We start from the raw sequence: 23,828 nt of genomic DNA, 5'->3' as shown, positions 1-23,828 counted from the left end.
GTGGGCGCCCGGACGGATCCGGCGCGAGGACGCGGCCGGACCCTGTCGTCCGGCCGGTCGGGCGACTACAGCTGACCGACGTCCGTGACCCGGACGATGGCCCTGCCCTCGGCGTCGGAGGCCGCGAGGTCGACCTCGGCGCTGATACCCCAGTCGTGGTCGCCGTTCGGGTCGGCGAAGGTCTGGCGGACCTTCCACAGGCCGTGCTCGGGATCCTCCTCGATCATGAGCAGCTTCGGGCCGCGCGCGTCGGGCCCGGTGCCGAGGTCCTCGTACTCGTCCCAGTACTTGTCCATGGCGTCGCCCCACGCGTCGGCGTCCCAGCCCGCGTCGCCGTCCAGCTCACCGAGTTCCTCGACGTTGTCGAGCGCGGCGAGCTCGACCCGGCGGAACATCGCGTTGCGGACGAGGACGCGGAAGGCACGTGCGTTCGCGGTGACCGGCTTGACCTGGTCGGCCTTCTCCTGGGCCTCCTCGGCGGTCATCACCTCCGGGTTGGCCAGCTGCTCCCACTCGTCCAGGAGGCTGGAGTCGACCTGGCGCACCATCTCGCCCAGCCAGGCGATCAGATCCTCCAGGTCCTCCGACTTGAGGTCGTCGGGCACCGTGTGGTCGAGCGTCTTGTAGGCGCTGGCCAGGTAGCGCAGGACGATGCCCTCGGTGCGCGCGAGCTCGTAGTGGGAGACGAACTCGGTGAAGGTCATCGCCCGCTCGTACATGTCCCGGATCACCGACTTCGGCGACAGCGGGTGGTCACCGACCCACGGGTGGCTCGTGCGGTAGGTGTTGTACGCGTGGAAGAGCAGGTCCTCCAGGGGCTTGGGGTACGAGACGTCCTGGAGTCGCTCCATGCGCTCCTCGTACTCGACCCCGTCCGCCTTCATCAGGGCGACGGCCTCACCGCGCGCCTTGTTCTGCTGGGCGTGCAGGATCTGCCGCGGGTCGTCGAGCGTGGACTCCACGACCGACACCATGTCGAGCGCGTACGACGGCGACTCCTTGTCGAGCAGGTCGAAAGCGGCGAGCGCGAACGTCGACAGCGGCTGATTGAGCGCGAAGTCCTGCTGGAGGTCGACGGTCAGGCGGACGATGCGGCCCGTGGCGTCCGGCTGGTCCAGCTTCTCGACGATGCCGCCGTCGAGCAGCGACCGGTAGATCGCGATCGCCCGACGGATGTGCCGCAGCTGGGCCTTGCGCGGCTCGTGGTTGTCCTCGAGCAGCTTGCGCATCGCCTCGAACGCGTTGCCCGGGCGGGCGATGACCGACAGCAGCATCGTGTGCGTGACGCGGAAGCGGGAGGTCAGCGGCTCCGGATCGGAGGTGATGAGCTTGTCGAAGGTGCTCTCCGTCCACCCCACGAAACCCTCGGGAGCCTTCTTGCGGACGACCTTGCGCCGCTTCTTCGGGTCGTCGCCCGCCTTCGACAGCGCCTTCTCGTTCTCGATGACGTGCTCGGGCGCCTGGGCCACGACGAAGCCCGCCGTGTCGAAGCCGGCCCGCCCGGCCCGGCCCGCGATCTGGTGGAACTCACGGGCGCGCAGCGTCCGCACCCGGGTGCCGTCGTACTTGGTGAGCGCCGTGAACAGCACCGTACGGATCGGGACGTTGACGCCGACGCCGAGGGTGTCGGTGCCGCAGATGACCTTCAACAGGCCCGCCTGGGCGAGTTTTTCGACGAGGCGCCGGTACTTGGGCAGCATGCCGGCGTGGTGCACGCCGATGCCGTGCCGCACGTAACGGGACAGGTTGCGGCCGAACTTGGTGGTGAACCGGAAGTTGCCGATCAGCTCGGAGATCTGGTCCTTCTCCTCGCGCGTGCACATGTTGATGCTCATCAGCGCCTGCGCACGCTCGACGGCCTGCGCCTGGGTGAAGTGCACGATGTAGACCGGGGCCTGCCTCGTGTCGAGCAGCTCGGTCAGCGTCTCGGTGAGCGGCGTGAGCCGGTACTCGTAGGACAGCGGTACCGGGCGGGTGGCCGAGCGGACCACCGAGGTGGGGCGGCCGGTGCGGCGCGTCAGGTCCTTCTCGAACATCGAGACGTCGCCGAGCGTCGCCGACATCAGGATGAACTGCGCCTGCGGCAGTTCCAGCAGCGGGATCTGCCAGGCCCAGCCGCGGTCGCCCTCCGCGTAGAAGTGGAACTCGTCCATGACGACCTGGCCGATGTCGGCCTGGGCGCCGTCGCGCAGCGCGATGGAGGCCAGCACCTCGGCGGTGCAGCAGATCACGGGCGCGTCCGCGTTGACCGACGCGTCGCCGGTGAGCATGCCGACGTTCTCCGTGCCGAAGATCTTGCACAGCTCGAAGAACTTCTCGGAGACGAGCGCCTTGATCGGCGCCGTGTAGAAGGTGACCTCGTCCCGGGCGAGCGCCGCGAAGTGCGCAGCGGCCGCGATCATGCTCTTGCCGGAGCCGGTGGGCGTCGACACGATCACGTTCGCACCCGACACCACCTCGATCAGCGCCTCCTCCTGGTGGGGATAGAGGGTGAGACCACGCTCCTGCACCCACGACTCGAAGGCGTCGTAGAGGGCGTCCGGATCTGCGGTCTGCGGGAGCTGATCGATAAGGGTCACGTCACCATCTTGCCTGCCTTCTGCTCCGATCCGGCAATCGGATGCCCGTACGAAGATCACGAAGGTTACTCTGGGTCGCCGACGGGGCGTCAGGGTGCGCACACCCTCAAGGGGTCAACGGAGCGTCGGTGCAAGGGACATGTCGACACCACGCGGACGGTCGGCACAAGTGGGACAGGGGCGGAACAGAACAATGATGGGACCGGCACACTCGTTGTCAGGAGCGGCGGCCTGGCTGGGGGTGGGCGCGGCGGCGGCGGCCGCGGGGCATCCGATGCCCTGGCCGGTCGTCCTGGTGGGCGCGCTGATCTGCGCGGGTGCGGCACTCGCCCCCGACCTCGACCACAAGGCGGCGACCATCTCGCGCGCCTTCGGCCCGCTCTCCCGCTGGCTCTGCGAGATCGTCGACAAACTCTCGTACGCCGTCTACAAGGCGACCAGGAAGCCGGCCGACCCCCGTCGCTCAGGTGGACACCGCACCCTCACCCATACGTGGCTGTGGGCCGTCCTCATCGGCGCCGGCGCCTCGGTCGCGGCGATCACCGGCGGCCGCTGGGCCGTCCTCGCCATCCTCTTCGTCCACATGGTGCTCGCCATCGAAGGACTGCTGTGGCGGGCCGCCCGCGGATCCAGCAGCGACGTGCTGGTGTGGCTGCTCGCGGCCACCAGCGCCTGGATCCTCGCCGGTGTGCTGGACCAGCCGACGAACGGGTCGGACTGGCTGTTCACCGACCCCGGCCAGGAGTACCTGTGGCTGGGCCTGCCGATCGTGCTCGGCGCCCTCGTCCACGACATCGGGGACGCGCTCACGGTCTCGGGCTGCCCGATCCTGTGGCCCATCCCCGTCGGCCGCAAGCGCTGGTACCCGATCGGCCCGCCCAAGCCCATGCGGTTCCGGGCCGGCAGCTGGGTCGAGCTGAAGGTGCTCATGCCCGTGTTCATGCTGCTCGGCGGAGTGGGGTGCGCGGCCGCGCTCAACTTCATCTGAGCCCGGCCGCCCACCGCACCCTGGCACGGTCACCCGTGCCAGGACCGCCACAGCGCGGCGTACGCCCCGTCGGCCGCGACCAGCTCGTCATGGCTGCCCAGCTCGCGGATGCGGCCGCCCTCGACCACGGCGATCACGTCCGCGTCGTGCGCGGTGTGCAGCCGGTGCGCGATCGCCACGACCGTGCGGCCGTCCAGCACCTGGGCGAGCGAGCGCTCCAGGTGGCGGGCCGCGCGCGGGTCGAGCAGCGAGGTCGCCTCGTCCAGGACCAGGGTGTGCGGGTCGGCGAGGACCAGCCGGGCCAGGGCGATCTGCTGGGCCTGCGCCGGAGTGAGCGCCGTCCCGCCCGACCCGACCTCGGTGTCGAGGCCCTCGGCCAGACCCTGCGCCCATCCGTCGGCGTCGACCGCGCCGAGCGCCGCCCAGAGCTCGGCGTCCTCGGCGTCGGTGCGGGCCAGCCGCAGGTTGTCGCGGAGCGAGCCGACGAAGACGTGGTGCTCCTGATTGACCAGCGCCACGTGCGAGCGGACCCGCTCCGCCTGCATCCGGGACAGCTCCGCGCCGCCGAGCGTGACCTGCCCGGTGCGCGGCGCGTAGATACCGGCGAGCAGCCGGCCCAGCGTCGACTTGCCCGCGCCGGAGGGGCCGACCAGGGCGAGCCGTGTGCCCGGCCGCACCTCGAGGGAGACCCTGCGCAGCACGTCGACGCCCTCGCGGTAGCCGAAGTGCACCTCGTCCGCGTGCACGTCACGCCCCTCGGGGCGTACCGAGGCGTCGCCCGCGTCCGGCTCGATGTCCCGGACGCCGACGAGCCGCGCCAGGGACACCCCCGCCACCTGCAGCTCGTCGTACCAGCGCAGGATCAGGCCCACCGGATCCACCAGCATCTGCGCGATCAGCGCGCCGGTGGTCAGCTGGCCGACGTCGATCCAGCCCTGGAGGACGAAGACGCCGCCGACCAGGAGGACGGACAGCAGCACCAGGACATGCACCGCGTTGATCACGGGGAAGAGGACCGAGCGCAGATAGAGCGTGTAGCGCTCCCACGCGGTCCATTCCTTCACGCGCCGCTCGGACAGCTCCACACGGCGGTCGCCGAGCCGGTGCGCCTCGACGGTGCGTCCGGCGTCCACGGTCTCCGCGAGCGCCGCGGCGACGGCCGCGTACCCCGCCGCCTCCGAGCGGTACGCGGACGGCGCCCGCTTGAAGTACCAGCGACAGCCGATCACCAGGACCGGTACCGCGATCAGGACCGCGGGAGCGAGCGGCGGCGCGGTGACCGCGAGCCCGCCGATGAGCAGGGCCGCCCACACGACACCGATGGACAGCTGCGGCACGGCCTCCCGCATGGCGTTCGCCAGGCGGTCGATGTCCGTGGTGATCCGGGAGAGCAGATCGCCCGTGCCGGCCCGCTCCAGGACACCGGGCGGCAGCCCGACCGAGCGCACCAGGAAGTCCTCGCGCAGATCCGCCAGCATCCGCTCGCCGAGCATCGCCCCGCGCAGCCGCACCTGCCGGGTGAACACGGCCTGCACGACGAGAGCGAGCGCGAACACGGCGACGACGCGTTCCAGGTGCAGGTCGCGCAGTGCGCCCGCACCGGCCGTGACGTCCTCGATCAGGCCGCCCAGCAGATAGGGACCGACCATCGACGCGACGACCGAGACCGTGTTGACGCCGATGAGCAGCAGAAAGGCGCGCCGATGGCGCCGGTACAGCTCGCGCACATAGCCGCGCACCGTCGCAGGCGCGCCGATCGGCAGGGTGTTCGCCGTGGTCGGGGCCGCCGGGTCGTAGGCCGGTGGCGCTACGCCGATCATGCCGTCTCCTCGATGTCGATCTCGATGTCGGCTTCGGAAGCCGACCGTGGGCCCGTGCGCACGGCCGCGGGCTCCGCGTCGGTCTCACGGGTGACGACCGCGCGGTACCGGGGTTCTGTACGCACCAGTTCGCGGTGCTCGCCGACCGCGACGGCCGCGCCGTCCTGGACGAACACCACACGGTCCGCGCGGTCCAGGAGCAGCGGGGACGAGGTGAGGACCACCGTCGTGCGGCCATGCCGCAGGGCGCGCAGTCCCTGGGCGATCCGGGCCTCGGTGTGCGAGTCGACCGCGGACGTGGGCTCGTCGAGGACCAGCGCCTCCGGGTCGGTGACCAGTGACCGGGCCAGGGCCAGCCGCTGGCGCTGGCCGCCCGAGAGCGAGCGGCCGCGTTCGGTGATCCGGGCGTTCATCGGGTCCTCGTCCAGGGACGCCTGTGCCAGGGCGTCGAGGACGTCCGCGCACTGCGCCGCGGCCAGCGCCTCGTCCGGCCGGACCGATCCCGAGGACGGTACGGAGAGCAGTTCGGCGAGCGTCCCGGAGAGCAGCACCGGGTCCTTGTCCTGGACGAGCACGGCCGAGCGGGCCACGTCCAAGGGCAGTTCGTCCAGCGGCACTCCGCCCAGCAGGACGGACGGCAGCCCGGTCTCCTCGGCTCCACGCTCGTCCGCACCGGCGGCGGTGCCATCCACGGAGTCCACGGAGTCCGTGGTGTCCGGGGTGTCCGCCGGCTCCGTCGAGGCCGGATGGCCGCCGAGCCGGTCGGCCAGCCGTCCCGCCAGATCCGGGTCACCGCACACCACGGCGGTGAGGAGCCCGGACGGGGCGAGCACGCCGGTGGCCGGGTCGTACAGATCACCGGACGGCGCGGTCGCGTCGAGAAGCCCGCCCGCGGGCTCGGTGACGCGCTGCAGCGAGAGCACCCTGGCGGCGCGCTGCGCCGACGGCCGCGAGAAGGAGTACGCCATGGCGATCTCCTCGAAGTGCCGCAGCGGGTAGTTGAGGATCATCACGGCGCTGTACACGGTGACGAGTTCACCCACACTGATCCGGCCCTCGCGGGCCAGGTGGACGCCGTACCAGACGACCACGATCAGCAGCAGCCCGGGAAGGAGGACCTGGATCGCGGAGATGAGCGACCACATACGGGCACTGCGTACGGCGGCCCTGCGCACCTCCTGCGAGGCACGGCGGTAGCGGTCGAGGAAGAGTTCCTCGCCGCCGATGCCGCGCAGCACGCGCAGCCCGGCGACCGTGTCCGAGGCGAGTTCGGTGGCGCGGCCCGCCTTCTCCCGCTGATGGTCCGCGCGCCGGGTGGCGCGGGGCAGCAGCGGCAGGACGGCGAGCGCGAGAACCGGCATGCCGATCGCGACGACGGCCCCCAGCGCGGGCTGGTACACCACGAGTCCGACGCAGACCAGGAGGACGGTGAGCGCGGCGGCGGCGAAGCGCGACAGCGCCTCGACGAACCAGCCGATCTTCTCGACATCACCGGTGGACACCGCGACGACCTCACCGGCGGCCACCCGCCGGGTCAGCGCGGCGCCGAGCGCGGCGGTCTTGCGGGCGAGCAGTTGCTGCACCCGGGCGGCCGCGGTGATCCAGTTGGTGACCGCGGTGCGGTGCAGCATGGTGTCGCCGAGCGCGATGGCGACACCGAGCAGCACGATCAGCCCGCCCGCGGCGGCGAGCCGGGTGCCGGAGCGGTCGACGACGGCCTGGACGGCGTAGCCAACGCCGTACGGGAGGCCGGCGACCGAGCTGAAGTGGAGCAGTCCCCAGGCGAGGGACTTGAGCTGGCCACCGATCTGGTTCCGGCCGAGCCAGAGCAGGAACCGGGGGCCGGAGCGTGCGTCGGCCACACCCGGATCGGAGTACGGAAGGTCGGAGATCTGCATGACGTCCCAGGTATCGACATGTCGATAAGAAGAGGAAGGGGCTGGCGGAGTTGACGGAGACGGGAGAGAGGGAAGAGGTCGCGGAGGCGGCGGAGAGGGAGAAGGAGGAGATCAGGAGGGGTGGAGACCGGATGCGGACGGGCAGAGCGGAAGCGGGCGGAACAAACCGTGAAAGGTTCGCGCCCCTCAGTGACCGGAGGCAAACGGTTTTTCGCCGGGCGGCAAAGATTCGGCCGGGTACGACCGCGGCGGCCGGGCCCGGCGCGGGGGTTCGCCGGCCGGAGTGCGAGCATGGAACGCATGCGTATTGCGGGTGCGGTTCGGGCGGGTGTCGCGGCGGCGGCCTGCGGGGTGTTGCTGACGACGGTGGCGGCGTGCGGCGCGGACGACGGAAGCGCCACGTCAGGAGCGCGCAGATCCGATGACGGCGCGCACACCGACGCGGCGCGCCGGACCGACTCGAAGACGATCCCGGACGTCGGCGCCCGCTACCAGAAGCAGATCCCCGCGAACTCACGGCAGGTCGTCGCGGTCTACGGGGACGGGAAGAACTCCGCGGACTCGACGATCGTCGTCTACACCAAGTCGGGCGACACCTGGAAGAAGGCCCGCAGCTGGTCCGGGCACAACGGCAAGAAGGGCTGGACGACGAACCACCGGGAGGACGACAAGCGCAGCCCCGTCGGAGTGTTCACGCTCAGCGACGCCGGTGGTGTGCTGGCCGATCCGGGGGCGAAGCTGCCCTACACGCAGACTGCGTCGATCCAGGCGCCGCACTACTGGGCGAAGTCGCACTGGCACGACTTCGACTACGTCATCGCCATCGACTACAACCGGGTGAAGGGCACCGCGCCGAACGACCCGACCCGACCGCAGGGTCAGACCAAGGGCGGCAGCATCTGGCTGCACATGGACCACGGCAGCGGCACCTCGGCCTGCGTGAGCCAGTCGAAGGCGAACATGGAGTACCTGCTCAAGACCCTCGACCCCGCGCAGCATCCGGTGGTGGTCATGGGGGACAAGGCCGAACTCGCGGCGACCTGACACCGGGCCCCGGCTCAGCCGGCGCGACGCGGGCGGGACCGCATGTCCCGCCCGCGTGGCCGACGTCGACCAGCACCGCCCGGTACTCCGCGGTGCCTACTCCTCGGCCGGCTTCTCCGAGTCGACGCCGCCGCGCTTCTCATGCCACTTGCCGCGCGTGAAGTCCGGGATCGGCTGCGGCGCGCCCTTCGCCTTGATGGAGAGATGGCTCAGCGGCACCGGCGAGGTCCAGGTCGCGGCGTCGTACACGTCGAAGTCCGGAACGAGACCGAGCCGCATCGTCTGCGTCAGGCGGTAGACCATGATGTAGTCCATACCGCCGTGGCCGCCGGGCGGGTCGGCGTGCTCCTTCCACAGCCAGTGGTCCCAGTCGGCGTACGTCGAGAAGTCGCCCCACTCGTCGTCCTTGTGGTCGGGCTCGATGTAGATGCGCTCCGGATAGTCCTCGAACACGCCCTTCGTGCCGCCGAGTTGATTGATCCGCGAGTACGGGTGCGGGGTGCTGACATCGTGTTCGAGCCGGATCACCCGGCCCTTCGCCGTCTGGACGAGGCTGATCGTGCGGTCCGACTCGATGTAGGACTCCTTCCAGCTCGGATCGCCGGCGGGCATGTTCGCGGCCCGGTACTCGGCGAGACCGAGGGACGGCGTACCGAAGCTGGAGATGTGCGTGACCCGGTCACCGCGGTTGACGTCCATGTAGTTGGCGACCGGACCGAAGCCGTGGTTGGGGTAGAGATCGCCGCGCAGCCGGGTGTGCCACAGGCGACGCCACGGGCCCTCGTAGTAGTCGGGGTCGAACATCAGGCCGCGCAGATCGTGGTTGTACGCCCCCGCACCGTGCAGGAGCTGACCGAACTTGCCGGCGTGCGCCATCCGCAGCACCCGCATCTCGTTGCGGCCGTAGCAGCAGTTCTCCAGCTGCATGCAGTGCCGGCGGGTGCGCTCGGAGAGGTTCACCAGCTCCCACAGCTGGTCGAGCTGGAGCGCGATGGGGCATTCGACGCCGACGTGCTTGCCGTTCAGCATCGCCGTCTTCGCCATCTCGAAATGCCGGTCCCAGGGGGTCGCCGCGTACACGAAGTCCACGTCGCCGCGCTTGCACAGATTCTCGTAGTCGTGATCGCCCTTGGTGTACGTCGCCGGGGCCGGCTGGCCCGCGGCCGTCACCTTGGCGGCGGCCCGCTCGGTCTTGTCCTTCACCGGGTCGCACAGCGCGACCACCCGTACACCCGGCATCGCCAGGAAGAGGTCGATCATGCTGCCGCCGCGGTTGCCGAGGCCGATGATCCCGACACGCACCGTGGAGCGCCGCTCGAACGGTACGCCGATCATCGTGGCGCCCTGCCGGGCGGGAGCCGCGCTCTGCTGCGTCGGCTCGTCCGCGGACGGCGCGGCGTGTGCCGTTCCCGACCCCAGCGTGCCGAGCCCGATTCCGGCTCCCGCGACGCCTGCCGTGCGCAGGACGTCGCGTCGTGAACGGCCTTCGTTCTCAGGGGTGTTGAGAGGCGGGGTGGCGTCGTGCATCGGACCTCCAGGGTGGTGGGTGCGGTGCGTGGCAAACGCAAGCCACCCTGGAGGCGGTGCAGGCGGGGCGCAAGAGCCCCACGTGGTCGGAGCGTTGGACTTTCTTTACCGGGCCTTTGGACTCCCGTGCTCGGGGCGACCGGCGCCCGCCGGCCGCGTCGCACGCTCCAGTTCCACGAGAACCGAGTAGTAGGTGCGGCCCGTGGCGTGATCCATGCCGACCTCGCACATCCGGTTCGCCGACAGATGCGCGTCGTAGGAGCGGGAGGTGACCTCCGCGGCCTCCTTCGCCGTCGCCGACTCGGTCAGCTCCTTGTGCAGCATGCCGCGGTCGCCGGCGAAGGCGCAGCAGCCCGCGTCGTCCGGCATCACGACCTCGTCGGCACAGGCCTCGGCGACCGCCCGCAACTGGTCCACGTCACCCAGGTGTTCCATCGAGCAGGTGGGGTGCAGCACGGCCGAGCCGATCGTCCGCTCGACGGTGAGGTGGGGCAGCAGCTCCTCGGCCGCCCACACCAGGGAGTCGACGATGGTCAGCTCGGCGTGCAACGCGCGGTTGTGGTCGGTGAGATACGGCACCACCTCGTGCGCGATGCCGAGCGTGCACGAGGACGCGTCCACGACCAGCGGGAGACGGCCGCCCGCGGTCCAGCCCCAGGCCGCCTCGACGATCCGGTTCGCCATGATCGTGTTGCCCTCGTCGTAGCCCTTCGAGTGCCAGATCGTGGCGCAGCACGTCCCGGCGACGTCGTCGGGGATCCAGACCGGCTTGCCCGCGCGCGCGGAGACCGCGACGACGGCCTGGGGGAGGGAGACGTCGCCGGGGGTGCCGAAGATGCGGTTCACACAGGCCGGGTAGTAGACGGCCGTGGCGCTCGGGCGTGTCGTGCGCGGCATCGTGCGGGCCGCCGCGGCGGGGATCTCCGGCAGCCACTCGGGAACGAGGTCGGGGCGGATCGCCTTGCGGGCGGCGGCGGTGACGCCCGTCAGCAGCCGGTCACTGATCTTTCCGGCGGCTCCCACGGCGAGCCGGGCCGACGCCTCGACGGCCTTGAAGTTCTTCGCGGTGAGCGCGGCCACCTTCTCCTCGCGCGGCGAGTGCCGGGCGTGCCGGAAGCCCTTCATGTAGGCGCCCGTGTCGATGCCGACGGGACAGGCCAGCTTGCAGGTGGAGTCCCCGGCGCAGGTGTCGACCGCGTCGTACCCGTAGGCATCGACCAGCTCGTCCTCGACCGGTGATCCCGACGGCTGCCGCATCATCTCGCGGCGCAGCACGATCCGCTGCCGCGGCGTCGTGGTCAGATCCTCGCTGGGACAGGTGGACTCGCAGAAGCCGCACTCGATGCACGGATCCGCGATCAGCTCGACCTTCGGGATCGTCTTCAGGCCGCGCAGATGGGCCTTCGGATCGCGGTCCAGGACGATCCGCGGGGCCAGCACCCCGTCCGGGTCGATGACCTGCTTGGTGCGCCACATCAACTCCGTCGCCCTGGGGCCCCATTCGAGCTCCAGGAACGGCGCGATGTTGCGGCCCGTGGCGTGCTCCGCCTTCAGCGAGCCGTCGAACCGCTCCACCGTGAGCGCGCAGAAGTCGTCCATGAAGGCCGCATAACGGTCCACGTCCGCCGGCTTCCCCGCGTCGAACGCCAGCAGGAAGTGCAGATTCCCGTGCGCGGCGTGACCCGCCACAGCGGCGTCGAAGCCGTGCCGGGTCTGGAGTTCGAGCAGCGCCTCACAGGCCTCCGCCAGGCGCCCGGGCGGCACGGCGAAGTCCTCCGTGATCAGCGTCGTGCCGGAGGGGCGTGAGCCGCCGACCGCCGTCACGAACGCCTTGCGCGCCTTCCAGAAGCCCGAGATCGTCTTCGCGTCCCGCGTGAACTCATTGGTCACCGAGGCGACGGGCGCGACCAGGTCGAGCCCGTCGAGCACCTGCGCGGCCTTCTCCTCGTACGCCTCCTGCTGCGTCTCGTCCGGCGCGCGGAACTCCACGAGCAGCGCCGTCGTCTCCTTGGGCAGCTGGGCCCAGTCCTGCGGAACGCCCTGGACGCTCACCGAGGCGCGCAGTGTGTTGCCGTCCATCAGTTCGACGGCCAGCGCCCCCGCCTCGTTGAAGACCGGCACCGCCGCTGCCGCCGCCGGCAGCGAAGGGAAGAACAGCAGCGCCGTCGACACCCTGCGGTCCAACGGCAGCGTGTCGAAGACGACTTCGGAGATGAAGCCGAAGGTGCCCTCCGAACCCACCATCAGGCCGCGCAGGATCTCGACCGGCGTCGAACCGTCCAGGAACGCGTCGAGCCGATAGCCGTTCGTGTTCTTGATCTCGTACTTGGCCCGAATGCGCCGGGTCAGCTCGGCGTCCGCCTCGATCTCGCTCTTGATCGCCAGCAGGCCCTCGCACAGCGCCGGCTCGGCCTGCGCGAGATCCGCGTCCGCCTGCGGGTCCGCGGTGTCGACGACCGTGCCCGACGGCAGGACGAAGGTGAGCGAGGCGAGTGTCCGGTACGAGTTGCGTGTCGTGCCCGCCGTCATGCCCGAGGCGTTGTTCGCGACCACGCCGCCGATGGTGCAGGCGATCGCGCTCGCCGGATCGGGGCCCAGGACCCGCCCGTGACGCGCGAGCGTGACATTGGCCCGCACGATCGTGGTGCCGGGGCCGATACGGGCCCGCTCACCGTCGCCGAGCACCTCGACGCCCGCCCAGAACCGTCGTACGTCGACGAGGATGTCCTCGCCCTGCGCCTGCCCGTTCAGCGACGTGCCCGCCGCGCGGAAGACGACCTCGCGGCCCTTGCCGTGCGCGTACGACAGCACGGCCGAGACGTCGTCGATGTCCTCGGCGACCACCACGACCTGCGGCACGAAGCGGTACGGGCTCGCGTCCGAGGCGTAGCGCACCAGGTCCGAGATCTTGGTCAGCACCTTGTCCGCGCCGAGCAGCTCGGTCAGGTCCGTGCGCAGCGGCTCGGGCGTGCCGCCGGCCTGCCGGTCCCGGACCCGGTCGGGCGCCGGGTCGGACGGTCGGGACCCCGGACGCAGGGCTTCCGGCTTCGGCTCCAGCAGCGGCATGGCCTCTCCTAGGTCGGCGGACGATCAGCGGCCCGCGGTGTCAGCAGCCCCGCTCCCGCGGGGCTTCGAACAGAGCGTTCAGCAAGACCGTCAGCTGGGCGCGCTGCTCCGTGTCCAATGGGGCCAGGATCTCCTCTGCCGCCGCTCGGCGCGCGCTGCGCAGCTCCCGCAGGGCGGCCCGGCCCCGCTCCGTGAGCTCGATCCGGATGACCCGGCGATTGGTCGGGTCCGGCACCCGGCGGACCAGCTCGCCCGCCTCCAGGCCGTCCACCACGGTGGTCACGGCGCGCGGCACCACTTCCAGCCGATCGGCCAGATCGGCCATCCGGGGCGGCGTCTCGTAATGGACGAGGGCGCGCAGCAGTCGGGACTGAGCGGGGGTGATCCCGACCGGCTCCAGCTGGCGCTTCTGGATGCGGTGCAGGCGGCGGGTCAGCCGCAGCAGCTGTTCGGCGAGGAACCCGTCGGCGTCCGGGGTGTTCATGCCGGGAACATTACCAGGACTTTGTGCATTGTGAGTATAGGTAACAATGAGCTAAGCTCCTCGAGTCGCTCGACTTCGCAGAATCTAGGAGGCCCATGCCCCGCGACGACATCACCTGGACGCCGCCCCCCGATGCCAAGAGCTCGGGGCAGCCGCGACAGATCCGACGCATCCTGTCCCTCTTCCGCCCCTACCGCGGCCGCCTCGCCCTCGTCGGGCTACTGGTCGGCGCCGCCTCTCTGGTCACGGTCGCGACGCCGTTCCTGCTTCGAGAGATCCTCGACGTCGCCATCCCGCAGGGCCGCACCGGGCTGCTCAGCCTGCTGGCCCTCGGCATGATCGTGAGCGCGGTCGTCACCAGCGCCTTCGGCGTGCTGCAGACGCTCATCAGCACCACCGTCGGCCAGCGCGTCATGCACGACCTGCGCACGGCCGTCTACGGCCGGTTGCAGAGCATGTCCCTCGCCTTCTTCACCCGGACCCGCACCGGCGAGGTCCAGTCCCGCATCGCCAATGACATCGGCGGCATGCAGGCGACCGTGACCTCCACGGCGACCTCCCTGGTCTCGAACCTGACGAGCGTCGTCGCCACGATCATCGCGATGGTCGCCCTCGACTGGCGCCTCACGATCGTGTCCCTTCTCCTGCTGCCCGTCTTCGTGTGGATCAGCCGCAGGGTCGGCCGCGAGCGCAAGAAGATCGCCACCCAGCGCCAGAAGCAGATGGCGGCGATGGCCGCCACGGTCACCGAGTCGCTGTCCGTCAGCGGCATCCTGCTCGGCCGCACCATGGGCCGCGCCGACTCCCTCACCCGGTCCTTCGCCGACGAGTCGGACGGCCTGGTCGACCTCGAAGTCCGGTCGAACATGGCGGGCCGTTGGCGCATGGCGATCATCTCCATCGTCATGGCCGCCATGCCCGCGGTCATCTACTGGACGGCCGGCATAGCCCTTCAGCTCGGCGGCCCCACGGTCTCCATCGGCACGCTCGTCGCGTTCGTCTCGCTCCAGCAGGGCCTGTTCCGGCCGACCGTGAGCCTGCTGCAGACCGGCGTCCAGATCCAGACCTCGCTCGCCCTGTTCCAGCGCATCTTCGAGTACCTCGATCTGCCCATCGACATCACGGAGCGGGCGGACGCGGTCCACCTCGACGCCGTCAAGGGAGAGGTCCGCTTCGAGGACGTCGAGTTCCGCTACGACGTCACGGACGACCGGCACGGCCCGGTCCTCGACGGCATCGACCTCACGGTTCCCGCGGGCGGCAGCCTCGCCGTCGTCGGCCCCACCGGCTCCGGCAAGTCCACACTCAGCTATCTGGTGCCCCGGCTGTACGACGTCACGGGCGGCCGGGTCACGGTCGACGGCGTCGATGTGCGCGACCTGGACTTCGACACCCTCGCGCGGTCGATCGGCGTCGTCTCCCAGGAGGCCTATCTCTTCCACGCCTCGGTCGCGGAGAACCTGCGGTTCGCCAAGCCCGACGCCACCGACGCGGAGCTGCACGCCGCCGCGCGGGCCGCTCAGATCCACGACCACATAGCCTCGCTGCCCGACGGCTACGACACCGTGGTCGGCGAGCGCGGACATCGCTTCTCGGGAGGCGAGAAGCAGCGGCTGGCCATCGCCCGCACCATCCTGCGCGACCCGCCGATCCTCATCCTGGACGAGGCGACCAGCGCCCTCGACACCCGCACCGAGCACGCCGTGCAGGAAGCCATCGACGCGCTCTCGGCCGATCGCACCACGCTCACCATCGCGCACCGCCTGTCCACGGTCCGCGACGCCGACCAGATCGTGGTCCTGGACTCCGGCCGCATAGTCGAGCGCGGCACCCACGACGAGCTGCTGGACAGTGACGGCCGGTACGCGGCCCTGGTGCGGCGCGACGCCCAGCTGGAGAAGACGGCGGCGTGACGCCGGAGCGCCGTCGGGGCACCGTCGCGGGCACTGGCCCACCCGGGGGCGGTGCGGGTTCCGGAGTGAAGATATGCCGTAAATACCCTTATGGGCGGGTTACCGTTCCCGCATGCTGAACGAGACTCCGCGACGGAGCACGATCCGACTCACACGCAGAGGGCGCATCGCCCTGCTGGCGACCGGGGCCGTCGCGGCGGCCACCGCCGTGGTGGTACCGCTGACCATGTTCGGTGACGACGAGGGCGCTCCCCAGGCGCTGACCGTTCCCGAGGGCTGGCGGTCGAGCCAGGTCTACGCAGCCGTCGACAAGGTGCTCGGTGTGCCGGCCGGCACCACTAAGAAAGCCGTTCCCGAGGCGGGCCTCAAGCTCCCCAGCGACGCGGCGGGCAACCCCGAGGGCTACCTCTTCCCGGCGACCTATCCCCTGGGTGACAAGTCGACTCCGCAGTCCCTTCTCGCGTACATGGTCGACACGGCCAACAAGAAGTTCCGCGGGCCGAACTCCACGGCGGGGGCCCAGCCGAACACGGTGAGCCAGTACCAGACCGTCACCATCGCGAGCATCGTCGAGGCCGAAGCCGACAACAAGGAGGACATGGGCAAGGTCGCCCGCGTCGTCTACAACCGGCTGAACCACGGCATGCCGCTGCAGATGGACTCCACGCTCAACTACGGGCTCGGCCGTTCCACGCTGGCGACCACCGAGAAGGACACCAAGAGCGACAACCCGTACAACACGTACGCGCGTATGGGCCTGCCGCCGTCACCGATCGGCAACCCCGGCGAGCAGGCGCTGAAGGCGGCCGCCGCACCGCCGCAGGGCGACTGGCTGTACTTCGTCACGGTCAAGCCGGGGGACACCCGCTTCACCGCGGACTTCGCCGAGCACCAGAAGAACGTCGCGGAGTTCAACAAGAACAAGGCGGCGGAGAAGAAGAACGGCTGAGGGCTCTGGCCCACGCCGGTACGGCGGGCGCGGCCGGACTCGCCGCGCCCTCAAACCCGCAGATCGGCTCAGGCCACGACGGCCGACTCCTGCTTCCGGCCGTCACCACCATCGTGGTCCGCTTGGCTCTCGGGGTTCTCCCGGTCGAGCAGCCGCTGGATCTCTCGTACCGCGGCGCGCCCCGCACGGTTCGCGCCGATCGTGCTCGCCGACGGCCCGTACCCCACCAGATGCACCCGCGGATCGAGCGCCGCGCGCGTCCCCGCCATGCGGATCCCGCCGCCGGGCTCACGCAGCCTGAGCGGAGCGAGATGGTCGATCGCCGCACGGAACCCGGTGGCCCACAGGATCACATCGGCCGCGACCTCACGCCCGTCGTCCCAGGCCACGCCCGTCGGCGTGATCCGGTCGAACATCGGCAGCCGGCCCAGGACCCCGTTCGCCCGGGCCTCGCGGATCGCGTCGTTCACCGGAAGCCCGGTCACCGACACCACGCTCAGCGGCGTGAGCCCTTGTCGCACCCGCTCCTCGACCAGGGCGACCGCGGCCCGGCCCCGATCCTCGTCGAAAGGTCCCTCGCGGAAGACGGGTGGCCGCCGCGTCACCCAAGTCGTCGACGCGGCGTACGGGGCGATCTCCATCAGATGCTGGGTCCCGGACGCGCCCCCGCCGACCACGACGACCCGCTGTCCCGCGAAGGCCTCGGGCCCCGGGTACTGCGCGGTGTGCACCTGCCGCCCCAGGAACGTCTCCTGCCCCGGATAACGCGGCCAGAACGGCCGGTCCCAGGTCCCCGTCGCATTGATCAGCGCGCGCGTCGACCACACTCCGGCCGAGGTCTCGACGAGCAGCCGCCCGCCGTCACCCTCGCGCACCCGCCGCACGTCCACGGGCCGCCGCACCCGCAGCCCGAAGGTCTTCTCGTACGTGTCGAAGTACTCGGCGATGACCTCCGACGACGGCCGCGCCGCATCGGCGCCGGTCAGCTCCATACCCGGCAGCGAGTGCATCCCGTGCACCTTGCCGTAGGTGAGTGAGGGCCAGCGGAACTGCCAGGCACCGCCCGGCCGGGGCGCGTGGTCGAGGACGACGAAGTCCCGCTCCGGCTCGAAGCCGACCCGCCGCAGGTGGAAGGCGGCGGACAGGCCAGCCTGCCCCGCACCGATGACCACGACGTCGACCTGCCGCGCGCCCTCGGTACCGGCGGGCGTCTCTCGTACCCCGATCTCGTTCACATTTCTACCAACTCGTGCGGGGCCCGGGATCTTCCCGGGCCCCGCACGTCCGCGCCCGCCCGGACTCAGCGCCCGCCGGCCACCAGCAGCGGCGCACCGCTCCCGGCCGCCACCGGCGCCACGAGCCCGCGCGCCACCAGTTCGGGGATCACGCCCTCCCCGAACCAGTACGCCTCCTCCAGATGCGGATAGCCGGAGAGGACGAAGTGCTCGATGCCGAGCGCGTGGTACTCCTCGATCCGGTCGGCGACCTCGGCGTGGCTGCCGACGAGCGCGGTCCCCGCGCCACCGCGCACGAGACCGATCCCGGCCCACAGATTGGGCGAGATCTCCAGGCCCTCCCGCTTGCCGCCGTGCAGTGCGAGCATCCGCTGCTGTCCCACCGACTCGCTGCGCCCGAGCGCGGACTGCGCCGCCGCGACCGTCTCGGGGGAGAGGTCGTCGAGCAGCCGGTCGGCGGTGGTCCACGCGTCGCGCGCCGAGTCGCGGGTGATCGTGTGCAGCCGGATCCCGAACCGTACGGTCCGCCCCTCCTTCTCCGCGAGGGACCGGATCCAGTCGATCTTCTCCTTCACCTGCTCCGGCGGCTCGCCCCACGTCAGATAGACGTCCGTGTGGCGTGCGGCGACCGGCCCGGCCGCGGCCGACGAACCACCGAAGAAGATCTGCGGCACGGGCTCGGGCGGCAGCGCCGAGTAGCCCGCGTCGATCCGGTAGTGCTCGCCCGCGAAGTCGTACGGTGCCTGCGCGCTCCCGCCCCACACGCCGCGCACCACGGAGAGGAACTCGTCGGTGCGGGCATAGCGACGGTCGTGGTCGAGGTGATCGCCGTAGCGACGCTGCTCGGCCGAATCGCCACCCGTGACGACGTTGAGCAACAGCCGTCCCTGAGTGAGGCGTTGATACGTCGACGCCATCTGCGCGGCCAGCACCGGAGAGATCACACCGGGCCGGAACGCGACGAGGAACTTGAGCCGGCGTGTGTGCTGGGCGAGCGCCACGGTCGTCAGCCAGGCGTCCTCGCACCAGGTGCCGGTCGGCGTGAGGACCCCTTCGAAGCCCAACTGCTCGGCGGCCTTGGCGATCTGGATCAGATAGTCCAGGCTGGGCGCCCGCACCCCGGTGACCGCGCCGCCCGGAGTGCCGCCCAGCGCACCACCGCTGAACGCGTGCCGGTCGACCAGGCTCCGGCCGTCGCCACCGGTCGGCAGGAACCAGTGCAGGGACACGGTCATGGTCAGGACTCCTTGGCGTAGGTGCGCGGGGCGGTGCTGGAGGCGGGCAGATCGCCGTTGAACCGCGTATCGACGAACTCCGAGAAGTCGACCTTGCGCGGGATCAGCTTCAACTCCGTGAAGGCATCGGCTATCTGCTGCTCCGAGGCGATGACGTCCTTGTCGATGGCGACGGTCACGCGTGTGCCGTTCGTCCGCTTCACCGCGTCGAGCGCGACGTCGTAGGGCAGCCCGGTGTCCTTCGCCCAGACCTTCGCCCACTCCTCGGGGTGCTTGTAGACCCAGTTCTGGGCGCGCCGCAGCCGGTCCAGGTAGTCCTTGATGGCCGCGGACTTCTTCTTGTCGGCGAGGGCGGTCGGGGAGGCGACCTGGAAGGCCAGCCCGTTGGTGACCCCGTCGCCGTCGGTGAGCACCCGGCCCTGCTTGGCGCGCAGCACCTGCGAGGTGTACGGGTCCCAGACCGCCCACGCGTCGACCTTGCCGCCGGTGAACGCGGCCAGCGCGTCGGCCGGTTGGAGGTACTTGACCTTGACGTCCCCGAACCCGAGCCCGGCCTTCTTCAGGGAGGCGACCAACTGGTAGTGCGCGGACGATCCCTGCGCCACCGCGATGGACTTCCCCTTCAGCTCGGACGGTGTACGCAGCGAGGAGTCCTTCGGTACGAGGATGGTGTCGCCCTTCGCGGTGCCGTGACTGGCCGACACCACCTTGATCTTCGAGTCGGCGCCGGCCGCGAAGACGGGCGGGGTGTTGCCGACTCCGCCGATGTCCACGGCCTTGGCGTTGACGGCTTCGAGCAACGGTGGTCCGGAGGTGAAGGTGGACCAGCGGATCTTGTAGTCGAGGTCGTCCAGCTCACCGGCGGCCCGCAGGACGGCCTCCGAACCGCCCTTCTGGTCACCGACGTTGAGCGTGAGCGAGCCCTTTCCGTCTGTGCCGCCGCCTCCCGCACCCGCGGTGGACGTGGTGGCGGAGGAGGCGCCCGAGCAGGCGGCGAGGAGCAGGGCCAGCGGGGTGAGCAGGGCGGGGAGGGGGAGGAGGCGTCGCATGGTGGAAGTCCGTTCGGGGAGAGAGGAGTTGGGGAAGGTGGGGGAGCGGGCGTGATCAGGTGACGGGTTGCTTCGCGACCGTCGCCGAGGGAGCGTCCTGCGCGTCCTGCTGGTGGGGTCCACCGCCGGATCCGCTGCCGATGGCCTCGCCGCTGTCGGTGTTGTCGTCGACGCCGAGCCGCCGCAGCAACTCGGCCCGCAGTTCGGCGAAGCGCGGGTCGCCGATGTCGCGCGGCCGGTCCAGATCGATCCTGGTCTCGTACGCGATGACGCCGTCGTCCATCACGAGCACCCGGTCGGCGAGGAGTACCGCTTCCTCGACGTCGTGGGTGACCAGCAGGACGGCGCAGCCCCGCCGCTGCCACAGCTCGCCGACCAGGCGCTGGGCCTTGATCCGGGTCAGGGCGTCCAGCGCTCCGAACGGCTCGTCCAGCAGCAGCAGTTCGGGCTCACGGACGAGGGCCCGGGCGAGCGAGGCGCGCTGGGCCTCGCCGCCGGAGAGGGTCTTCGGCCAGGCATTCGTACGGTGGGCGAGACCGACCTCGTCCAGCGCCCGCTCGGCGACGTCCCGCCCCGGGGAGCCCGGCAGGCCGAGCAGGACGTTGCGCCACACCCGCTTCCACGGCATCAGGCGAGGCGCCTGGAAGGCCACGGCCTTGCGGCGCGGCACCAGGACGGTGCCCTTGATGTCCCGGTCGAGCCCGGCCAGGATCCGTAGCAGCGTCGACTTCCCGCACCCGCTCCGTCCGAGCAGAACGACGAACTCGCCCTCCTGTACGTCAAGGTGCAGATCATCGATGACGGCCCGTCCGTCGAAGGCGCGGGTGAGTCCTGAGACGCGTACCGCGGAGCGGGCGGTGGCGGGCGGGGTCACCGGCCGGTGAACGTCGGTCGCCATTGCAGCAACAGCCTTTCGAGGGTTCGGACGACGAAATCGGCGAGCAGGCCGAGGAACGCGTAGACAATCAGGCAGACGACGATGACGTCGGTCCGCAGGAAGTCCCGCGCCTGCACCATCAGGAAGCCGATGCCGGCGTCGGCGTTGATCTGCTCGGCGAACACGAGCGCGAGCCAGGAGATCCCGAGCGAGTACCGCAGCCCGGTCATGGCCCCGGGCAGCGCCCCCGGCAGCACGACATGGCGCACGAGCCCCCAGCGGCTCAGCCCCAACGACTCGCCCGCTTCCACGAGTTGGGAGTCGACGCCGCGAATCCCCGCGTAGACGTTGAGGTACAGCGGGAACGACACGCCCAGCGTGATGATGGCGATCTTCGGGGCCTCGCCGATCCCGAACCAGATGATGAACAGCGGGATGAGCCCCACGAAGGGGACGGTCCGCAGCATCTGCACACTCGCGTCGACCAGGTCCTCACCGATCCGGAACAGCCCCGACACCAGCGCGAGCCCGACTCCGACGACGACGCCGAACAGCAGCCCCAGGGCGACACGTTGCAGTGAGACGCCCATCGCGGTGGGCAGCGAGCCGTCGGCGAACAGGTCACGCGCTACACCGGCGATGGTGCCCGGCGAGGCCAGCACCTCGGGGGTCAACACACCCGTGGAGCTGAGTAGTTGCCACAGGGCGAGCAGAAGAAGAGGACCGGAGGTGCGGCGCAGCCACCGGGGGAGGCGGGTGCGACGGGCGGAGGAGGGAACGATCGGCACCAGTTCCAGCGCGGACGCGGGATCGGCGGGCGGGGGCGAATCCACCTCACCGGACTGACCGGATGCGTCGCTGGACGGTTTCTGGGGCGGGGCATGGCTGATGCTCATGGCACTCCAGGGCAGGGGAGGGTGCGCTCCGGTGGCGGTCGAGGCGGCGCCGGGCGTGCCTCAGCGACGCGTCGGCACAGGCGTGGACCGAGACGGAGCGAAAGGGGAAGGAAGAAGAAAAGCGAGAAGAAGGGCGTCAGCAGCCGCGGCGACACGCGGCGGAGGCCACCCGCAGCAGGTCGATGTGACCGCGCGTGGTGAGCAGGGCTGAACGCAACATGCGCCAGAACGTAGCCACCTGTCGACGTACCGTCAATGCCGTCTCGCTGGGTGGACCCCTGTACCAGGGTGCGGGATCCGGGCGATGGCCTTCCGTCGCTCGGCGGCCCTGGTGGGCGACAATGGCACCTATGTCCGATGCCTTCACAACCCACGTCCTGAACGTCACCACCGGCTCCGCCGAGCGGATCGTCGACCTCACCCGCGACTGCGAGTCCTTCCTGCGCGACGTCGCCCGCGGCCGCGACGGCCTGCTGAACATCTTCGTCCCGCACGCCACCGCGGGCATCGCCGTCATCGAGACGGGCGCGGGCAGCGACGACGACCTCCTCGCGGCCCTGCACACCCTCCTCCCGGCCGACGACCGCTGGCAGCACCGCCACGGCAGCCCCGGCCACGGCCGCGACCACGTCCTCCCGGCGTTCGTCCCGCCCCATGCGACGTTGCCGGTGATCGGGGGAGGACTGGAACTGGGGACGTGGCAGTCCGTGTGCTTGGTGGACACGAACGTGGACAATGCGCGGCGGCAGGTGCGGTTGTCGTTTCTCGGTTGACGAGAGCGTGAGCTGGGGCGGGCCCTGAAACCTCAGCGCCCGCCCCCCAGCCCCTCATGCGCCTCGGCGAGCCTGTCGATCGCCGTGTCGAGTGCCTCGGGCGGCAGGGTGAACGGGATGCGGAGGTAGCGGTCCAGGGCGCCGTCGGGGGAGAAGTGGTGGCCCGGGGTGAGGGCGAGGTTGCGGGTGGCCGCCAGCGTGGTCAGCTGGCCGGAGTCGGCGTCGAGGAGTTCCAGCCACAGGGACAGACCGCCCTGCGGAACCTGGAAGCGGCACCACGGCAACGTTCGTAGTCGTGTCGCCAAGTGGTCGCGCTGGAGGCGCAGTTGTGCGCGTCGGCGGGTGAGCACCGCTTCCCTGTGGTCCAGGAGCCGGGCTGCCACCAGCTGATCGAAGGGGGAGGGGGCCAGCGCTGCCGCGAGCGGGAGGGCCGCCAGGCGGCGGACGGTGTCCGGGTGGGCGCGGATCCAGCCCACGCGCAGGCCCGGCCACAGTGACTTGCTCAGGGAACCCGCGTACGCGACCCGCCGGTCACCGGCGCGCGCCGCGGTCCGGGGCGGCGGTGCGGCGTCGTCGCGCAGGTCCAGGTCCCGCATGGTCTCGTCGAGGACGAGCAGGGTGTCGTGGGCGCGCAGTCGCCGTCCGAGATCGGCACGGTCCTCCTCGCCCATCAGCAGGCCGGTCGGGTTGTGGAAGTCCGGGACCAGGTAGGTCAGGGACGGCCGGGCCTCGGTGAGGGTGCGGTCCAGGGCGGGGACGTCCCAGCCGGTGGGTGTGAGGGGCTGGGGGATCAGGCGGGCGCCGGCGGCCCGGAACAGGGCGAGCGCGCCGGGGTAGGTGGGGGAGTCCAGGACGACTCTGCTGTTCGGGCGCAGGTATGCGGCCGTGAGGAGGCTCAGTGCCGCGTCGGCTCCGCTGGTCAGAAGGACGTTCTCGGGGCCGGTCGGGAGGCCCTGGGAGTCGTAGAGCGCGGCGACCGCCGTGTGCAGGCCCGCGGAAGCGTTCCCCAGGAGCGCGGCCGGGAGTGCCTCGGTCGCCTCGCGCACGGCCCGGAGCAGTTCGTCGAAGGGCGCCGCGGGCTCCGCGACGGTGAGGTCCAGCGGCGCTCCGTCCCGGCCCGCCTCGCCCCGGTCGCTGGCCCACGGCGAGAGGCGGTCGTGCAGCCGGGGCGGCAGGGAGACCGTGCTGCCGGACCCGGTGCGGGTCACGATCAGCTGCTCGTCGCGCAGGATCTGGTAGGTCGCCGCCACGGTGCCCCGCGCGAGGCCCAGCTCGTCGGCGAGCAGACGCTCGGCCGGGAGCCGCGCCTCGAGGGGCAGCCGCCCGTCGCGCACGGCCTTCTCTACGGCGCCGGCCAGTCGGCGCGCCAGCGAACCGTCCCCCGCACGCCAGTCGCCGAGCAGGGACGGAAACCGTGACGCCGGGACCCGTCGCACCACACCATCCACCTGGTCCACGTTACGCGGATTGGACCATGACGGCCCGAGCGGCGCCG

General features: G+C 71.0%; 17 protein-coding genes. 5 read left to right on the top strand and 12 right to left on the bottom strand.

Features of this window, described 5'->3' with window-relative positions; all coding sequences use genetic code 11:
• Positions 1–65: 65 nt before the first annotated feature.
• Entirely contained in the window at positions 66–2,639 is a 2,574-nt protein-coding gene (locus K377_RS13275) for an RNA helicase (RefSeq protein WP_161195183.1), read from the bottom strand.
• A gap of 133 nt (positions 2,640–2,772) precedes the next feature.
• Between K377_RS13275 and K377_RS13270 the strand changes: the two genes are divergently transcribed.
• A complete protein-coding gene (locus K377_RS13270; RefSeq protein WP_111663496.1) occupies positions 2,773–3,567 on the top strand; it encodes a metal-dependent hydrolase in 795 nt (264 codons plus the stop codon).
• A 29-nt stretch (positions 3,568–3,596) separates the two neighbouring features.
• Here the strand turns inward: K377_RS13270 and K377_RS13265 are convergent, their stop codons facing one another.
• Positions 3,597–5,387: an ABC transporter ATP-binding protein gene (locus tag K377_RS13265; protein ID WP_111663495.1), complete on the bottom strand. Its 1,791-nt coding sequence runs from the start codon at positions 5,385–5,387 to the stop codon at positions 3,597–3,599.
• Positions 5,384–7,285 carry an ABC transporter ATP-binding protein gene (locus K377_RS13260; RefSeq protein ID WP_111663494.1) on the bottom strand — a complete coding sequence of 634 codons (1,902 nt, stop codon included), beginning with the start codon at positions 7,283–7,285 and terminating at the stop codon, positions 5,384–5,386. The genes K377_RS13265 and K377_RS13260 overlap by 4 nt, the downstream gene beginning before the upstream one ends.
• A 300-nt stretch (positions 7,286–7,585) precedes the next feature.
• On the opposite strand from K377_RS13260, the gene K377_RS13255 reads away from it, so the two are divergent.
• The gene (locus tag K377_RS13255; RefSeq protein ID WP_111663716.1) at positions 7,586–8,329 is read left to right on the top strand and encodes a hypothetical protein; all 744 of its coding nucleotides are present in this window, start codon (positions 7,586–7,588) and stop codon (positions 8,327–8,329) included.
• Positions 8,330–8,425: 96 nt separating this feature from the next.
• Here the strand turns inward: K377_RS13255 and K377_RS13250 are convergent, their stop codons facing one another.
• The 3 genes from K377_RS13250 to K377_RS13240 form a co-directional block, all read right to left on the bottom strand.
• Positions 8,426–9,856, bottom strand: a complete 1,431-nt coding sequence (locus tag K377_RS13250; RefSeq protein WP_111663493.1) for a Gfo/Idh/MocA family oxidoreductase — start codon at positions 9,854–9,856, stop codon at positions 8,426–8,428.
• Between the two features lie 105 nt (positions 9,857–9,961).
• Positions 9,962–12,922 (bottom strand): FAD-binding and (Fe-S)-binding domain-containing protein, encoded by a 2,961-nt coding sequence (locus K377_RS13245; protein ID WP_111663492.1) that lies wholly within the window; start codon positions 12,920–12,922, stop codon positions 9,962–9,964.
• Positions 12,923–12,962: 40 nt separating this feature from the next.
• Positions 12,963–13,406 carry a MarR family winged helix-turn-helix transcriptional regulator gene (locus K377_RS13240; protein WP_111663491.1) on the bottom strand — a complete coding sequence of 148 codons (444 nt, stop codon included), beginning with the start codon at positions 13,404–13,406 and terminating at the stop codon, positions 12,963–12,965.
• A 95-nt stretch (positions 13,407–13,501) separates the two neighbouring features.
• Between K377_RS13240 and K377_RS13235 the strand changes: the two genes are divergently transcribed.
• Positions 13,502–15,319 (top strand): ABC transporter ATP-binding protein, encoded by a 1,818-nt coding sequence (locus K377_RS13235; RefSeq protein ID WP_111663490.1) that lies wholly within the window; start codon positions 13,502–13,504, stop codon positions 15,317–15,319.
• Between the two features lie 112 nt (positions 15,320–15,431).
• The gene (gene mltG / locus K377_RS13230) at positions 15,432–16,268 is read left to right on the top strand and encodes an endolytic transglycosylase MltG (protein ID WP_111663489.1); all 837 of its coding nucleotides are present in this window, start codon (positions 15,432–15,434) and stop codon (positions 16,266–16,268) included.
• A 68-nt stretch (positions 16,269–16,336) separates the two neighbouring features.
• Here the strand turns inward: mltG and K377_RS13225 are convergent, their stop codons facing one another.
• The 5 genes from K377_RS13225 to K377_RS13205 form a co-directional block, all read right to left on the bottom strand.
• Positions 16,337–17,503 carry an NAD(P)-binding domain-containing protein gene (locus K377_RS13225; protein WP_111663488.1) on the bottom strand — a complete coding sequence of 389 codons (1,167 nt, stop codon included), beginning with the start codon at positions 17,501–17,503 and terminating at the stop codon, positions 16,337–16,339.
• 65 nt (positions 17,504–17,568) lie between these two features.
• Positions 17,569–18,738: an LLM class flavin-dependent oxidoreductase gene (locus K377_RS13220; protein ID WP_111663487.1), complete on the bottom strand. Its 1,170-nt coding sequence runs from the start codon at positions 18,736–18,738 to the stop codon at positions 17,569–17,571.
• 2 nt (positions 18,739–18,740) lie between these two features.
• Positions 18,741–19,787 (bottom strand): ABC transporter substrate-binding protein, encoded by a 1,047-nt coding sequence (locus tag K377_RS13215; protein ID WP_111663486.1) that lies wholly within the window; start codon positions 19,785–19,787, stop codon positions 18,741–18,743.
• Positions 19,788–19,842: 55 nt separating this feature from the next.
• On the bottom strand, positions 19,843–20,685 hold the full coding sequence (locus tag K377_RS13210; protein WP_111663485.1) for an ABC transporter ATP-binding protein: 843 nt from the start codon (positions 20,683–20,685) through the stop codon (positions 19,843–19,845).
• On the bottom strand, positions 20,658–21,560 hold the full coding sequence (locus K377_RS13205; protein ID WP_111663484.1) for an ABC transporter permease: 903 nt from the start codon (positions 21,558–21,560) through the stop codon (positions 20,658–20,660). Before K377_RS13205 ends, K377_RS13210 begins: the two co-directional genes overlap by 28 nt.
• Positions 21,561–21,910: 350 nt before the next feature.
• Here K377_RS13205 and K377_RS13200 point away from each other — a divergent pair, with 350 nt between their 5' ends.
• Complete coding sequence (locus K377_RS13200) at positions 21,911–22,333, top strand: YjbQ family protein (RefSeq protein WP_111663483.1); 423 nt, start codon at positions 21,911–21,913, stop codon at positions 22,331–22,333.
• A gap of 32 nt (positions 22,334–22,365) precedes the next feature.
• Here the strand turns inward: K377_RS13200 and K377_RS13195 are convergent, their stop codons facing one another.
• The gene (locus K377_RS13195; protein WP_161195182.1) at positions 22,366–23,772 is read right to left on the bottom strand and encodes a PLP-dependent aminotransferase family protein; all 1,407 of its coding nucleotides are present in this window, start codon (positions 23,770–23,772) and stop codon (positions 22,366–22,368) included.
• Between the last annotated feature and the right edge of the window lie 56 nt (positions 23,773–23,828).

Origin of the sequence: Streptomyces sp. PsTaAH-137, assembly GCF_003259365.1 — a bacterium.
Taxonomy (GTDB): Bacteria; Actinomycetota; Actinomycetes; order Streptomycetales; family Streptomycetaceae; genus Streptomyces.
This window is presented reverse-complemented; position numbering and strand designations above follow the sequence as displayed.

Coding starts and splice junctions, on each gene's coding strand:
- K377_RS13270 (WP_111663496.1), top strand. CDS start 2,773: ATGATGGGACCGGCACACTCGTTGTCAGGAGCGGCGGCCTGGCTGGGG.
- K377_RS13265 (WP_111663495.1), bottom strand. CDS start 5,387: ATGATCGGCGTAGCGCCACCGGCCTACGACCCGGCGGCCCCGACCACG.
- K377_RS13260 (WP_111663494.1), bottom strand. CDS start 7,285: ATGCAGATCTCCGACCTTCCGTACTCCGATCCGGGTGTGGCCGACGCA.
- K377_RS13255 (WP_111663716.1), top strand. CDS start 7,586: ATGCGTATTGCGGGTGCGGTTCGGGCGGGTGTCGCGGCGGCGGCCTGC.
- K377_RS13250 (WP_111663493.1), bottom strand. CDS start 9,856: ATGCACGACGCCACCCCGCCTCTCAACACCCCTGAGAACGAAGGCCGT.
- K377_RS13245 (WP_111663492.1), bottom strand. CDS start 12,922: ATGCCGCTGCTGGAGCCGAAGCCGGAAGCCCTGCGTCCGGGGTCCCGA.
- K377_RS13240 (WP_111663491.1), bottom strand. CDS start 13,406: ATGAACACCCCGGACGCCGACGGGTTCCTCGCCGAACAGCTGCTGCGG.
- K377_RS13235 (WP_111663490.1), top strand. CDS start 13,502: ATGCCCCGCGACGACATCACCTGGACGCCGCCCCCCGATGCCAAGAGC.
- mltG (WP_111663489.1), top strand. CDS start 15,432: ATGCTGAACGAGACTCCGCGACGGAGCACGATCCGACTCACACGCAGA.
- K377_RS13220 (WP_111663487.1), bottom strand. CDS start 18,738: ATGACCGTGTCCCTGCACTGGTTCCTGCCGACCGGTGGCGACGGCCGG.
- K377_RS13215 (WP_111663486.1), bottom strand. CDS start 19,787: ATGCGACGCCTCCTCCCCCTCCCCGCCCTGCTCACCCCGCTGGCCCTG.
- K377_RS13210 (WP_111663485.1), bottom strand. CDS start 20,685: ATGGCGACCGACGTTCACCGGCCGGTGACCCCGCCCGCCACCGCCCGC.
- K377_RS13205 (WP_111663484.1), bottom strand. CDS start 21,560: ATGAGCATCAGCCATGCCCCGCCCCAGAAACCGTCCAGCGACGCATCC.
- K377_RS13200 (WP_111663483.1), top strand. CDS start 21,911: ATGTCCGATGCCTTCACAACCCACGTCCTGAACGTCACCACCGGCTCC.